Source organism: Psychroserpens sp. (assembly GCF_036960315.1).
Classification (GTDB): Bacteria; Bacteroidota; Bacteroidia; order Flavobacteriales; family Flavobacteriaceae; genus Psychroserpens.
The window spans coordinates 128,407-141,569 of sequence record NZ_JBALVR010000003.1 but is presented as its reverse complement, the minus strand read 5'-3'; the positions used below and the strand labels follow the sequence as shown (position 1 = coordinate 141,569).

Below are 13,163 nucleotides of genomic sequence, written 5' to 3'. Positions count from 1 at the left end.
ATAAAAGAATATTAAGAGTAAAATAATGTTATATGACAATAAATGAGTTATTAAACAATCAATATAGTTTCAATAATCACGATCTATTTTCTGAATTACCAGATACAATTTGTAAGGTAATTAAAGCTAATATGGTTACTGTTTATTATAAAGCAGGGCAATCGGTTTTTAATGAAGGCGAAAGACCTAAAGGAATTTATAGAGTAAAAAAGGGTAAAGTAAAGAAATCAACACTAACTAATTTTGGAGCACAGCATATTTTTTATGTCTGTAAGGAAAATGAATATCTAGGCTATCACGCTATCTTAAGTCAGGAACTATATCCTGATTCAGCAATTGCTCTTGTCGATTCTGAAATTGATTTTATTGCAGAAAAAGATTTTCTTAAGGCGGTAAATACTTCACATGTATTGTCACAACGTCTTTTAAAGAATTTAAGCCATGAGTTTAGAGTATTCATTAATGCTACAAAAATGTTGGCTAAACATACTGTAAGGGAACGATCAGCCTTAAATTTATTAATTTTAGAGAGTAAGTTCGGAAATGGATCTAAAGAAGAAACTGAAATTGTAATTAATAGAGATGATTTAGCTAGTATGGTAGGAACAGCAAAGGAGTCTGTAGTTCGTATGCTCAAAGACTTTAAAGAAGAACAACTCATCACAACAAAAAGAAGTAGTATTTATATAAAGGATTACAGTGGTCTTGTTAGGGTTGCAAACTTTCAATAAGCTTAAATATTGAAATTGATAAATATCAATGTAAGTTTGAGTGAATAATTACGTTTAATTAAATAGTTTTGAACCAAAATAAATCAGATGAAGAAGTTTATATATATAACGTTATTATTTTTTGCATCAACGACAGTAGTTAATGCTCAAGATTGGATAACAGACTTCACGAAAGCAAAATCTTCGGCAAAAGAAAATAATAAAACCATAGTTCTTGTTTTTCAAGGATCAGATTGGTGTGCACCTTGTATCAAATTAGATAAAGAAATTTGGCATACCGATGAATTTAAAAACTACGCAAAAGACCATTTTGTAATGCTAAAGGCTGACTTTCCGAAACGAAAGAAAAATGCGTTAAGTAATACGCAACAAGAACATAATAATAAGCTAGCAGAGGCTTATAATAAAAACGGATACTTTCCATATGTTGTTGTGTTAGATGATAAGGGTAATGTTTTGGGCTCAACGGGCTACAAAAAATTATCGCCTTCTGAATATATTAAAATTTTAGAGTCATTTAAATCCTAGAGCTTTTGAAACGACTTTTTATATCCGCATTTTTACTGCTCTTTGTTTTTTATTCTGAAGCGCAAACCACTCATAAACGAACTCTAAAGCTTATGGGGAGTCGCTTTGATATGACTGTTGTTGCTAAAGATTCTTCTGCAGCTAACACCTATATAGATATAGCAGTTTCAGAAATAATAAGGATTGAAAAATTAATTTCGTCTTGGGATTCTAAATCTCAAACGTCAGAGATTAATAGAAATGCAGGTATTAAACCTGTGGTCGTAGATAAAGAGCTTTTTGATTTAATAAACCGTTCTCTATCAATTTCTAAACTCACTGATGGTGCTTTTGATATTTCTTATGCATCTATGGATAGGATTTGGAAATTTGACGACAGTATGACTCAAATGCCTTCTGAAGATGACATAAAAGCTTCAGTAGAAAAAGTAGGTTATGAGAATATTATTCTTGACCCATCTCATACTTCGGTTTTTCTTAAGCTAAAAGGAATGAAAATTGGTTTTGGCGCTATTGGAAAGGGTTATGCCGCAGATAAAGCAAAAGCATTACTAATTGAAAAAGGTGTTGTTTCGGGGATTATAAACGCATCCGGAGACATGAATACTTGGGGGAGTCAGACTAATGGAGAAGAATGGAAAGTTGCCATAACTAATCCTTTAGATAAAGCCAAAGCTTTTGCGTTGTTGCCAATAACAGATGGAGCAGTAGTAACATCTGGCAACTATGAAAAGCATGTCACTTTTGATGGGAAGCGCTATTCACATATTATTGATCCAAGAACGGGCTACCCGTCTTCAGGTATTATTAGTGTCACTGTATTTGCTCCGAAAGCAGAATTGGCAGATGCGCTCGCTACTTCTGTTTTTGTTATGGGAAAAGAAGTGGGTTTAAATAGAATTAATCAATTACAAAAAATAGAATGCATTATCATTGATGACAATGGTAACCTTTTTACCTCTAACAATATAAAAATCAATTCAGATGATTAGAAAACTTATAATGCTAACACTGTGTATATCGTTTATGACCTCGTGTGTGGCTGTTAAAGAATATGAAAAAGTCAACATTAACGATCCAGATATGGTTTTAGCTGATAAAAAATCAGATAGAAACATATCTACAGCGCATTCTTATAGAGAAGCGGCGTCTGGAGCAAATGGTGGTAAAACAGGAGGTGGTTGTGGTTGTAATTAAACAATTTAAAAAAACAGATTTGAAAAAAATAAGCTTAATTATTCTCGCAATACTATCACTTCAAATGACATTTGGACAATCGCAAGATTCGACCCAAGTCTATAAAAAGAGAGTTTTAGAAACAACTGAAGTAGATTTTTTATCAAGTTACTATACTCAAGATGGAGATAATGCTGCTGTAAGCGGTGGAATTGGTTCGGAAGAGCTAACAGATGTCACTGCAACTTTCATAGTATCTATACCTTTAAACGATGATGATGTTCTAACTATAGATGTTGGTGTTTCAGCTTATACATCTGCCTCATCGAGTAATGTTGATCCTTTTGATGGCGATGGCTCTGCAGACCCGTTTGTAGCGAGCTCTGGAGCTTCGGAAAGCGATCTTTGGACAAATCTTACAGGTACTTATAGTCATAGTTCAGACGATAGAAATGATATTTGGTCTGCTAAACTTTCTGTGTCTGCAGAATATGACTATTTTTCTATTGGTGTTGGTGGTAGCTATACTAAACTTTTTAATGAGAAGAATACTGAAGTTAGCATTAATGGAAATGTTTATGTTGATACATGGAATGCCATTTATCCTACTGAATTGAGACCGTTTGGTCAAGGAGGTGATGGACTTAATAATGGTTTATTTACTCAAAATACCATTACAGGAAACGCTAATTATAATCCTGATTTTACAAATTTAGATAGTGAGGGAAGAAACTCTTATGCCGTAGGGTTAGGGTTTTCTCAAATACTGTCTAAAAATCTTCAAGGGTCATTGGCACTGGATTTGGTAATGCAAGACGGATTACTGTCTACACCTTTTCAGCGTGTTTATTTTAGTGATGTTGCCGATTCGTTTATTGAAAACTTCCATTTAGCTGATGATATTGAACGCTTGCCTGATTCAAGGTTTAAAATTGCTGTTGGTGGGCGACTCAACTACTATATCAATGAAACGTTTGTATTGAAAACGTTCTATCGCTATTATACTGATGATTGGGGAATTAAATCCCATACTGCAAGTGTTGAAGTGCCTATAAAGATTAGTGACAAGTTTACGCTATACCCATCGTATCGTTATTATAATCAAACCGCAGCAGATTATTTTAATGTCTATGAAGGGCATTTGTCTACAGACGAATTCTATACTTCAGACTATGATTTATCTGAATATAGTGCCAACCAATTTAGTTTTGGAGCATCGTATACAGATATCTTTACCAAGTTTCATATTTGGAAACTGGGATTAAAAAGTATTGATTTAAAATACACGATGTATGATAGAGATAATACGTTAAGTGCTAGTATTATTTCAGCTGGATTTAAGTTTGTAATGGATTAACTCTTAGCCTTTTGATTTTTTCTTTGCGTTTTTGCTAATTCTGAAATTTAAGAATTCCACGAATAGAGAGAATGTTATGGCAAAATACAGATACCCTTTAGGAATAGCGCCAACTTTATTTCCAAAGAACTGTGTATGAGAAAGGTGAGCTGCTTCAGTTATTAACATGAAACCAATGAGTATCAAGAAAGCTAGACCTAGCATTTGAATACTCGGATTCGTGTCTATGAATTTCCGAATTGGATTCGCAAAACCTATCATAATAGCAATAGAAATCATCACCGCAATAACCATTAATATAAGAGTGTAGTTGTGGTTAGGGTGTAAGCCGTTAGTCATACCTACTGCTGTAAGTATTGAATCTATTGAAAAGATAAAGTCAATAATCATTATTTGAACTAAAGCATTTGATAAAGATTTAATTTTTTTACCTTTTACTTGATCTTCATCATGTTCTGGGTGTGTTGCTTTTTCTCTTATTTCTGAAGTGCTCTTGTAAATTAAAAATAAGCCTCCCGCAAATAAAATCAGTGCTTGCCAGCTTATGTGTAATTCCAACCAACTGGTTTCTAGATTGTAAAAAGGAGTTGATAAGCCAACCAAGAATGATACAAAGAACAATAAAACAATGCGCTGTACCATAGCCAATAATAGGCCTATGTTTGTGGCTTTACCTCGTTCATCTTCTGGAAGTTTATTAGCAGCTATAGATATAAAGACGATGTTATCTATTCCTAAAATAATTTCTAGAAACGTTAAGGTTAATAATGCCATGATAGCATCACTTGTTAGTAAAAAATCTAACATATTACTGTTATTTTATTTTTTTTGCAACGCCCTTTTCTACACGCCTTTTCTGATAGGTGTCTTTAACTGCTAATTGATATTCAAATGTATAAGAATCTTCAGATGTGCTTAGGATTTTCATATGAATAGCTTTTTGCTCGCTTTTGCTTTTCGGGTTTATTTTATTTAATATAAACTCACAATCATTAATCCAACGAACAGAAGCAGAGTCTACTTTATTCTCATGATAATCTATATTAAAATCGTCGGTTCTAACAAATGTTCCCGTTTTCTCGATACCATCAAGAGAATAAGTGAACTCAAACGTACCTGTTTTAAAATCGCTGCAATTGCGTTCAACTTGATAACAATTTAAGAAAAACAACGGTGTAAGTAATAGTAAACGATTTCGCATAGCATAAGTTTGGTGCAAAATTACGAAACGGAATGTAATTTATGAGAAATATCGAAGTATTCATGAGTGCATGGATTTAAAATATAACCGCATGACTAATTGTGTATTTTAAATTTTTACAGTGACAATTACAAATGCTCAAAATTTTTAAATGTACCGTCTTTATAAAAAATCACGATGCGCTCAATTGTTTTATCCTCGGAATTTGAAATTTCTGAAATTTGAGTGTTTTTAGAAATCACATTTTTTTTGACTTCGGAAATTGGTTGATCATGAATTCTATTTTTTTCCGAAGGAAACTTTCCTTTGCCATTCATTAACCAATATAATTCTACTTCGGGATAGGAGGAAAGAATCTTTAAAACAAAATCTAAACTTGGCTTATTTCTACCAGATAATATATGCGAAATACTTGAGCGTTGCACACCGATTTTTTCTGCAAATGAAGATGCGGATTCTCCGTAAAAATCAATGACTTTTTGGAGTCGTTTTATGAATTCTTCGTTGTTTATCATTGTAAACCTTGAAAGTTTAATTTTGTAACGTTACAAATGTAAACATATTGTGGTATTTATGCTAGAAGAAATAGATATATTGAATGTTATATTAAATTTTAAGTTTAAATAAAGTGGTTTAAAATACTGAAAAGCAGGTATATAATAGTAAATATATAATTCATTGTATATTCTTCAATTAGTCTATCACCTTGGGTGGGCTTTTTGTTTACAATTATAGCGAAATGTTAGTGAGTTCTGCATAGTCGCGTGTTTACAATTGTAAATTTTCAAATGTTTACCTTTGTTTTGGCAAATACAAATTTATGCAAGTAGAAACCCTGAAATCACTCTTTAAATCTTATAAGGAAACATCTCTTTTTGGACGTTATATTCATCATGATGATATTGCTCCTCTTCTCAAGGAATTGAGTAAAAAAATGCATGTCAATAGTATTGGGAAATCTGTAAATGGAATCCCAATTCATGACATCACTTTTGGGTTAGGACCAAAAAAAATATTGATGTGGTCGCAAATGCATGGTAATGAAAGTACCACAACTAAGGCTGTTTTTGATTTACTAAACCTGCTTTCTGAAGAAAATCCAGTGTCCAAGACTATTTTGGAACAGTGTACAATTAAAATTATTCCAATTTTAAATCCTGATGGAGCTCGGGCTTACACACGACTAAACGCTAATGAAATTGATTTAAATCGTGATGCTCAAGAACTATCTCAGCCTGAAAGCAGAGTGCTTCGAAATGTTTTTGAGGACTTTAAACCGCACTATTGCTACAATCTTCATGGTCAGCGAACACTATTTAGTGCTGGTAAAACGAATAACTCTGCAACAGTTTCTTTTTTAGCGCCTGCTCAAGACGAAGCGCGTAATGTGACTTCAACTCGAAAAGTAGCTATGGAGATTATAGCAGTTATGAATAAAAACCTTCAAAAGCAAATAGCAGATCAGGTTGGTATTTATGATGATGGTTTTAATATAAACTGTGTTGGAGACGCTTTTCAGTCGGCCAATGTGCCTACAATTCTATTTGAAGCTGGGCATTATAAGGATGATTATAGTCGTGAACTAACGCGAGAATTTATATTTCAATCTTTACTTCTGTCTACAAGCTATATTGCTCAACATTCTATTGATGGAGAGTTTAGTGAATCTTATTTTTATATTCCCAAAAACGAAAAGTTGTTCTATGATATTATAATTAGAAATACGAACGAAAAGGATATCGCTATTCAGTATCAAGAGAAATTGGTTAGAGGCCTGTTAAAATTTATACCCAAAATCGAAAAAATATCCAATCTTCATAATTTTTATGGTCATAGAGAGATCAATGCTAATGGATATAGGGTGTTAGGTGGAAAAGGAGTGCGGATTTCAGAAGGAAACGAAATCGATTTCGTTGAAATAAATAACAATGAAATTTTATTAAATCTTTAAATAAAATCGTTTTTAATGCAGTTTCTTTAAAGATATTGCATTATTTTTGTATAAAATTTACTAAAAAGACGAAAAATGGCAAAATTCAAGTTAGATGAAGTTGATCATCAAATCCTTGACATGTTGATTGATAATACAAGGATTCCTTTTACTGATATTGCAAAGAAATTAGTGATCTCTGCTGGTACTGTTCATGTTAGAGTAAAGAAAATGGAGGAAGCTGGAATTATTAAAGGTTCTTCATTAACATTGGATTATCAAAAACTAGGGTATTCTTTTATAGCCTATGTTGGCGTTTTCTTGAACAATACTTCTCAAACCAAATTTGTGCTAGAGCGTATTTCTGAAATACCATATGTAACTGTTGCGCATATTACAACAGGGAAATTTAATATTTTCTGTAAGGTAAGAGCGAAGAATACCTCTCATGCAAAGGATATTATTTTTATGTTGGATGATATCGAAGGCATCTATAGAACTGAGACTATGATTAGTTTAGAGGAAAGCATTAACGATAAAAAGCGTTTGATGCACACCATATTTAATGAGCTATAACTAATTTAGTGTTTATAAAAATAGAGCCCTTTGTCATATATTGACGAAGGGTTTTTTTTGTTACTTTTAATCTCTAATACCTGACTAAATATGACTAAAGAGGATTTGAAAAAAGAGGAGTACAATCCGTATTACCAACAATACATTGAAAAAGCTGGTGATGCTTCAATTGCTGAAGGCTTAAAAGGTAATGGAGATGCAACAATAGCATTTTTAGAGTCTATTCCTGAGGAGAAATTAGAGTATCGTTATGCAGAAGGCAAATGGACAATTAAAGAGGTTATTCAGCATATCATTGATACCGAACGCGTGTTTACTTATAGAGCTCTATGTATTGCTAGAAAAGACAAAACGCTATTTCCTGGTTATGATCAAGACGAATATGCTGGAAATTCTGAAGCAAATAATCGTTCGAGGTATAGTTTAATGAATGAGTACAAAGCGGTTAGATTGGCAAGTATTATTTTGTTTGATAGCTTTTCTGAAGATATGCTAGTGAGAATTGGTAGCGCTAGTAATAGTAATTTGTCACCACGTGCGGTGGCTTTCATTACTATAGGTCATGAGAACCATCATTGTGAAATTGTTAAAGAAAGGTATTTATAAAAAAAAACCACTTCTATTGAAGTGGCTTTTTTATTTATTTATAAGCTAAAGGTTTTAGAACCTATATCTAACGCCTAATGCGATATCAAAATCTAAGTCATCTCTAAAATCACCAAAACCTAGTTCTGGCCTAGCGTCAAGAGATAATTGTAGCGGGAAATCAAAATTATATTCAATTCCTACATCGCCAGCAATAAATACAAATGTTTCGCTGTCGTCAGCGCCATTAGGTACATTGTCGAAATTGTATGATCCAATACCTCCACCTGCACCAGCATACCAGTTGAAAGCGCCTTCAATATTCCAAACCCATTGGTAAATCCCAGTAAGTTTAAAGCCATCGTAGTTATTTCCACTTCTTAAGCCAAGGTCTATTTCTACTCGGTTATTATCTCTTAGAGCCCTTTGATACGAAATCTCTGCGCCAAAACCATCGCTATCACCTAAACGAAGCCCAATAGCATTGTCTGAAATGTCTTGGGCATTTACTGTTGCAAAGCCAATAAAAGCTAGTACTACTAAAAATAATTTTTTCATAAAATTTAAGTTTTATTTTGTCATTAATTGATGCGAATACGACCCTAAAAAAAGATCATATGTTACACTTTCAGATTAACTTTACAAAAATAACGCCAAAAAAGAGGTTTTATTAAATTTCTTCTTAGTTTTATAAACATACTTATTCATTTATGATTAGCGATTCGCAACTACATTCTTTAGCCTCTCAATTGGATGGAGAGTTGCATTTTGATGAGTTAATGAAAACCTTGTATGCAACAGATGCTTCGGTTTACAGAATGTTACCATTGGCAGTAGCTTTGCCTAAAAGTAAGTCTGACATCAAGTTGCTGATTGATTTTGCCTCTACGCATAAGACTTCAATTATTCCTAGAACTGCTGGCACATCGCTTGCAGGACAATGTGTAGGGAAAGGAATCGTTGTAGATGTTTCTAAATATTTCACAAAAATTTTAAACATCAACGAGAGAGAGCAAACTGTAACTGTTGAGCCAGGAGTTGTGAGAGATGAGCTCAATAATTACTTAAAGCCTTTCGGATTGTTTTTTGGTCCTAATACGTCCACGTCAAATCGATGTATGATAGGAGGTATGGTCGGTAATAATTCCTCTGGAACGACATCAATAAAATATGGTGTAACACGGGATAAGGTTACAGAATTGCATACGATTTTAAGTGATGGAAGTGAAGTGGTGTTTTCAAATGTGTCTTCGGAAGAGTTTGAGCAAAAAACAAAGCAAAATACTTTAGAAGGTCATATTTATAAATCGATTCTTTCTGAATTAGCCTCGGAAATTGTGCAACAACAAATTAAGTCTGAATTTCCAAAACCTGAGATCCATCGCAGAAATACGGGGTATGCTATTGATGAGTTGATACAAACTGAAGTGTTTTCTTCTGAAAATAATAAGTTCAACATGTGTAAACTGCTTTCAGGAAGCGAAGGCACTTTAGCGTTTACAACGCAAATCACTTTAAAATTAGATCGATTACCGCCAACGGAAAGTATAATGGTGGCAGCGCATTTCAATAGTATTGAAGATTGTATGAATGCTGTTGAATTGGTAATGAAGCATGATTTGTTTTCTTGTGAGATGATGGATAAAACAATTTTGGATTTAACCAAGCGCAATAAGCAACAGCAAGAAAACAGACAGTTCATCATTGGCGATCCAGAAGCGATATTGATGTGTGAAGTTCGAGGTGATACTGAAGTAGATGTTAGTGAAAGAGTTGGGGATCTAATAGAAAATCTCACGAATTCTGGTTTGAGTTATGATAGCCCAAGTTTAGTTGGTGAGCAAATTTTGAAAGCTATTGACTTAAGGAAAGCAGGTTTGGGGCTATTAGGAAATATGATTGGAGATGAGAAAACTGCAGCTTGTATAGAAGATACTGCGGTTGCTTTGCCGGATTTAGCGAATTATATTCAAGATTTCTCGAGCCTAATGGAGGTTTACGATCAAAAACCAGTTTACTATGCGCATGCTGGAGCTGGAGAATTGCATTTACGTCCGATTTTGAATCTAAAAAAGAAAGCTGATGTTGCCTTGTTTAGGAAAATAACAAGCGATGTAGCGCAATTAGTGAAACGGTATCAAGGCTCTATAAGTGGCGAGCATGGCGACGGAATTGTACGTGCCGAATTTATACCAATAATGATTGGTGGCGACAACTACGAGATTTTAAAGCGTATTAAATCTGCTTTTGATCCTGAAAATATTTTTAACCCAGGGAAAATTGTTGATGCTTATCCAATGGATGAGGCCTTGCGTTATGAAGCTGATAGAGTAGAACCGGAAATAGAAACCGTTTTAGATTTTTCTAGCTCCTTAGGCATACTGCGTGAGGCAGAGAAGTGTAATGGTTCTGGGGATTGCAGAAAATTACCAGAATTTGGAGGAACGATGTGTCCGAGTTATCGCGCCACTAGAAATGAAAAAGATACGACTAGAGCAAGAGCGAATGCCTTACGTGAGGTGTTGACTAATTCTAATAAGCCTAACAAATTTGATAGTGAAGAATTAAAAGAAGTGTTCGATTTGTGCTTGAGCTGTAAAGCTTGTGCCACTGAGTGTCCGAGTAGTGTAGATGTGGCTAGTTTAAAAGCAGAGTTTCAGTATCAATACCAAAAGGCAAATGGGGTAAGTTTAAGGGCGAAATTATTTGCGCATAATAATCGGTTAAATAGATTTGGAAGCAAATTTCCAGGAGTTGCAAATTTCTTTCTTTCCAATACATTTACGAGTTCTGTCTTTAAAAAGTCCTTCGGAATAGCAAAAGAAAGACGCTTGCCTTTGATCTCAAACAAAAGTTTAGATAAGGTAGTTCAAACAATTGAAAACAAAATAATTAAGAATAATTATATTAAGGAAGTGTATTTGTTTAATGATGAGTTTACCAACTACCTTGACACTTCAATAGGTATTGATGCTATTGAACTGTTGACTGCCTTAAATTATAAAGTCACTGTTATAAAACATTCTGAATCTGGACGTTCATTTTTATCAAAAGGATTGTTAGAACAGGCTAAATCGTTGTCTAATGAAAACGTATTGGTTTTCAAGAATCTCATTTCAGATAGTACACCTTTAATTGGTATAGAACCTTCGGCGATATTAACGTTCAAAGACGAATATTTGAGATTGGCAGATGATAAAGCTTCCGCAGAAAAAATCGCGAAACACACCTATTTGATTGAAGAGTTCATTCAAAAGGAAATTGAATTAGGAAATATTAAATCATCACAATTCACTTCCGAAGAGAAAATTATCAAATTTCATGGTCATTGCCATCAAAAAGCTTTAGCAAATCAATCATCGAGTTTTATGGTTTTGAATTTACCAAAAAACTATAAAGTGACCATTATACCAAGCGGTTGTTGTGGTATGGCAGGTAGTTTTGGTTACGAAAAAGAGCATTACGAAGTGAGCATGCAAATAGGAGAGCAGACCTTGTTTCCAGCGGTTAGAAACGCAAATTCGGGTGTTGTCATTTCTGCAAACGGAACCAGTTGCCGACATCAAATAAAAGATGGAACTCAAAAAGAAGCCTTGCATCCTGTAACGATTCTCAAAGAAGCCTTAATCTAATTCTATAGTTTTTTTTCTTTGGAAATGAGTTGCTTTATGGATATATGTTTTTGTTTGTCTATTTTTACATTTACTTTAGCATAAAATCTAGTTATATGGCGGGAAATTCCTTCGGAAATATTTTTAAACTGACCACATTTGGTGAGTCTCATGGTTTAGCAATTGGGGGAATTATTGATGGCTGTCCTCCAGGGATACAATTGGATTTTGAGGCGATTCAAAATGAAATGAACAGACGGAAACCAGGTCAATCTGAAATCGTTACCCAGCGAAAAGAACCAGATACTGTAGAGTTTTTATCAGGGATTTTTGAAGGCGTTACCACTGGAACTCCTATTGGGTTTGTGATTAAAAACACGAACCAAAAGTCGAATGACTATTCTCATATTAAAGATGTATATCGTCCAAGTCACGCAGATTATACTTATGAAAAGAAGTATGGTGTACGTGATTATAGAGGAGGCGGGCGAAGTTCTGCAAGAGAAACAGCGTCTCGCGTTGTAGCTGGAGCTATCGCTAAACAATTTTTGAGTTCGATTCAAATTAATGCCTATACATCGTCTGTTGGAGATCTGTTTTTAGAAAAACCATATCAAGAATTAGATTTCTCAAAAACTGAAACTAATGCTGTTCGTTGTCCAGATGAAGCAACTGCAGAACAGATGATTACAAAAATTAAGGAAATCCGTAAAGAAGGGAATACCATTGGTGGTACTGTCACTTGTGTGCTTCAAAATGTACCAATTGGATTAGGAGAACCGGTTTTTGATAAACTTCATGCCGAATTAGGAAAAGCCATGTTATCTATCAACGCAGTTAAAGGCTTTGAATATGGTAGCGGATTTTGCGGCGCTAGGATGAAGGGCACAGAGCATAACGATTTATTTAATGAAGATGGAACCACGAAAACCAATTTGTCAGGTGGTATTCAGGGCGGAATTAGCAACGGAATGGATATTTATTTCAGAGTGGCATTTAAGCCTGTTGCGACTGTCATTCAAAAGCAAGATGCACTAAATAGTTCTGGCGATATTGTAGAAATGCAAGGTAAAGGTCGTCACGACCCGTGTGTGGTGCCAAGAGCAATTCCAATTGTTGAAGCTATGGCTGCTTTGGTTATTGCAGATTTTTTATTGCTGAATAAAATGTATAAATAGAATACGCATAGATTTGAATGAAGCACAGAATAATGCTGAAAAACGAAAAAGTATACCACTAACAAATGGTGAATTTTTGACGTTTTTCTTTTTTCCGTTTAATAGGAAAGATGGATCATTCAATAGCCGTGAATTAAATAAAATTGAAGACGAACGTTTTATTCATCACGGCTTTGATAAAAAATTAGAGCAAGCAAGAACTGCAAGAATATATGGCAGAATCTTTTATTTTGGAACAGCAGTTATAATTGGTGTTATAATTAGATCTTAAAAATAACAATAAAATAGAT

At 34.0% G+C, this 13,163-nt stretch carries 15 protein-coding genes; 11 read left to right on the top strand and 4 right to left on the bottom strand.

What is annotated here, in order from left to right; translation table 11 throughout:
- Positions 1-32: 32 nt before the first annotated feature.
- The 5 genes from V7719_RS06460 to V7719_RS06440 all read left to right on the top strand — a co-directional run bounded on the left by V7719_RS06460 (position 33) and on the right by V7719_RS06440 (position 3,792).
- Positions 33-731, top strand: coding sequence for a Crp/Fnr family transcriptional regulator (locus tag V7719_RS06460; RefSeq protein ID WP_335729066.1), 699 nt, complete (start codon positions 33-35; stop codon positions 729-731).
- Positions 732-818: 87 nt separating this feature from the next.
- Positions 819-1,259: a thioredoxin family protein gene (locus V7719_RS06455; protein ID WP_335729065.1), complete on the top strand. Its 441-nt coding sequence runs from the start codon at positions 819-821 to the stop codon at positions 1,257-1,259.
- Positions 1,260-1,264: 5 nt separating this feature from the next.
- A complete protein-coding gene (locus tag V7719_RS06450) occupies positions 1,265-2,251 on the top strand; it encodes an FAD:protein FMN transferase (RefSeq protein ID WP_335729064.1) in 987 nt (328 codons plus the stop codon).
- Positions 2,244-2,456: a DUF4266 domain-containing protein gene (locus tag V7719_RS06445; protein ID WP_335729063.1), complete on the top strand. Its 213-nt coding sequence runs from the start codon at positions 2,244-2,246 to the stop codon at positions 2,454-2,456. Before V7719_RS06450 ends, V7719_RS06445 begins: the two co-directional genes overlap by 8 nt.
- A 64-nt stretch (positions 2,457-2,520) precedes the next feature.
- Positions 2,521-3,792: a DUF3570 domain-containing protein gene (locus tag V7719_RS06440; protein ID WP_335729353.1), complete on the top strand. Its 1,272-nt coding sequence runs from the start codon at positions 2,521-2,523 to the stop codon at positions 3,790-3,792.
- A gap of 3 nt (positions 3,793-3,795) precedes the next feature.
- Here V7719_RS06440 and V7719_RS06435 read toward each other — a convergent pair whose 3' ends face one another.
- The 3 genes from V7719_RS06435 to V7719_RS06425 all read right to left on the bottom strand — a co-directional run bounded on the left by V7719_RS06435 (position 3,796) and on the right by V7719_RS06425 (position 5,508).
- Positions 3,796-4,599 carry a TerC family protein gene (locus V7719_RS06435; RefSeq protein WP_335729062.1) on the bottom strand — a complete coding sequence of 268 codons (804 nt, stop codon included), beginning with the start codon at positions 4,597-4,599 and terminating at the stop codon, positions 3,796-3,798.
- A 7-nt stretch (positions 4,600-4,606) separates the two neighbouring features.
- Positions 4,607-4,993, bottom strand: a complete 387-nt coding sequence (locus V7719_RS06430; protein WP_335729061.1) for a hypothetical protein — start codon at positions 4,991-4,993, stop codon at positions 4,607-4,609.
- Between the two features lie 128 nt (positions 4,994-5,121).
- Entirely contained in the window at positions 5,122-5,508 is a 387-nt protein-coding gene (locus V7719_RS06425) for a helix-turn-helix domain-containing protein (protein WP_335729060.1), read from the bottom strand.
- Positions 5,509-5,813: 305 nt separating this feature from the next.
- Between V7719_RS06425 and V7719_RS06420 the strand changes: the two genes are divergently transcribed.
- From V7719_RS06420 to V7719_RS06410, 3 genes are all read left to right on the top strand, one after another.
- The gene (locus V7719_RS06420; RefSeq protein WP_335729059.1) at positions 5,814-6,944 is read left to right on the top strand and encodes a M14 family zinc carboxypeptidase; all 1,131 of its coding nucleotides are present in this window, start codon (positions 5,814-5,816) and stop codon (positions 6,942-6,944) included.
- A 75-nt stretch (positions 6,945-7,019) separates the two neighbouring features.
- Positions 7,020-7,499 carry an Lrp/AsnC family transcriptional regulator gene (locus tag V7719_RS06415; RefSeq protein ID WP_335729058.1) on the top strand — a complete coding sequence of 160 codons (480 nt, stop codon included), beginning with the start codon at positions 7,020-7,022 and terminating at the stop codon, positions 7,497-7,499.
- A 90-nt stretch (positions 7,500-7,589) separates the two neighbouring features.
- Positions 7,590-8,105: a DinB family protein gene (locus V7719_RS06410; RefSeq protein WP_335729057.1), complete on the top strand. Its 516-nt coding sequence runs from the start codon at positions 7,590-7,592 to the stop codon at positions 8,103-8,105.
- Positions 8,106-8,159: 54 nt separating this feature from the next.
- Here V7719_RS06410 and V7719_RS06405 read toward each other — a convergent pair whose 3' ends face one another.
- Positions 8,160-8,642, bottom strand: coding sequence for a hypothetical protein (locus V7719_RS06405; protein ID WP_335729056.1), 483 nt, complete (start codon positions 8,640-8,642; stop codon positions 8,160-8,162).
- Between the two features lie 152 nt (positions 8,643-8,794).
- Here V7719_RS06405 and V7719_RS06400 point away from each other — a divergent pair, with 152 nt between their 5' ends.
- The 3 genes from V7719_RS06400 (at position 8,795) to V7719_RS06390 (ending at position 13,144) form a co-directional block, all read left to right on the top strand.
- A complete protein-coding gene (locus tag V7719_RS06400; protein WP_335729055.1) occupies positions 8,795-11,716 on the top strand; it encodes an FAD-binding and (Fe-S)-binding domain-containing protein in 2,922 nt (973 codons plus the stop codon).
- A gap of 95 nt (positions 11,717-11,811) precedes the next feature.
- On the top strand, positions 11,812-12,873 hold the full coding sequence (gene aroC, locus V7719_RS06395; protein ID WP_335729054.1) for a chorismate synthase: 1,062 nt from the start codon (positions 11,812-11,814) through the stop codon (positions 12,871-12,873).
- Positions 12,874-12,886: 13 nt separating this feature from the next.
- Positions 12,887-13,144, top strand: a complete 258-nt coding sequence (locus tag V7719_RS06390; protein ID WP_335729053.1) for a hypothetical protein — start codon at positions 12,887-12,889, stop codon at positions 13,142-13,144.
- The last annotated feature ends 19 nt before the right edge of the window (positions 13,145-13,163 follow it).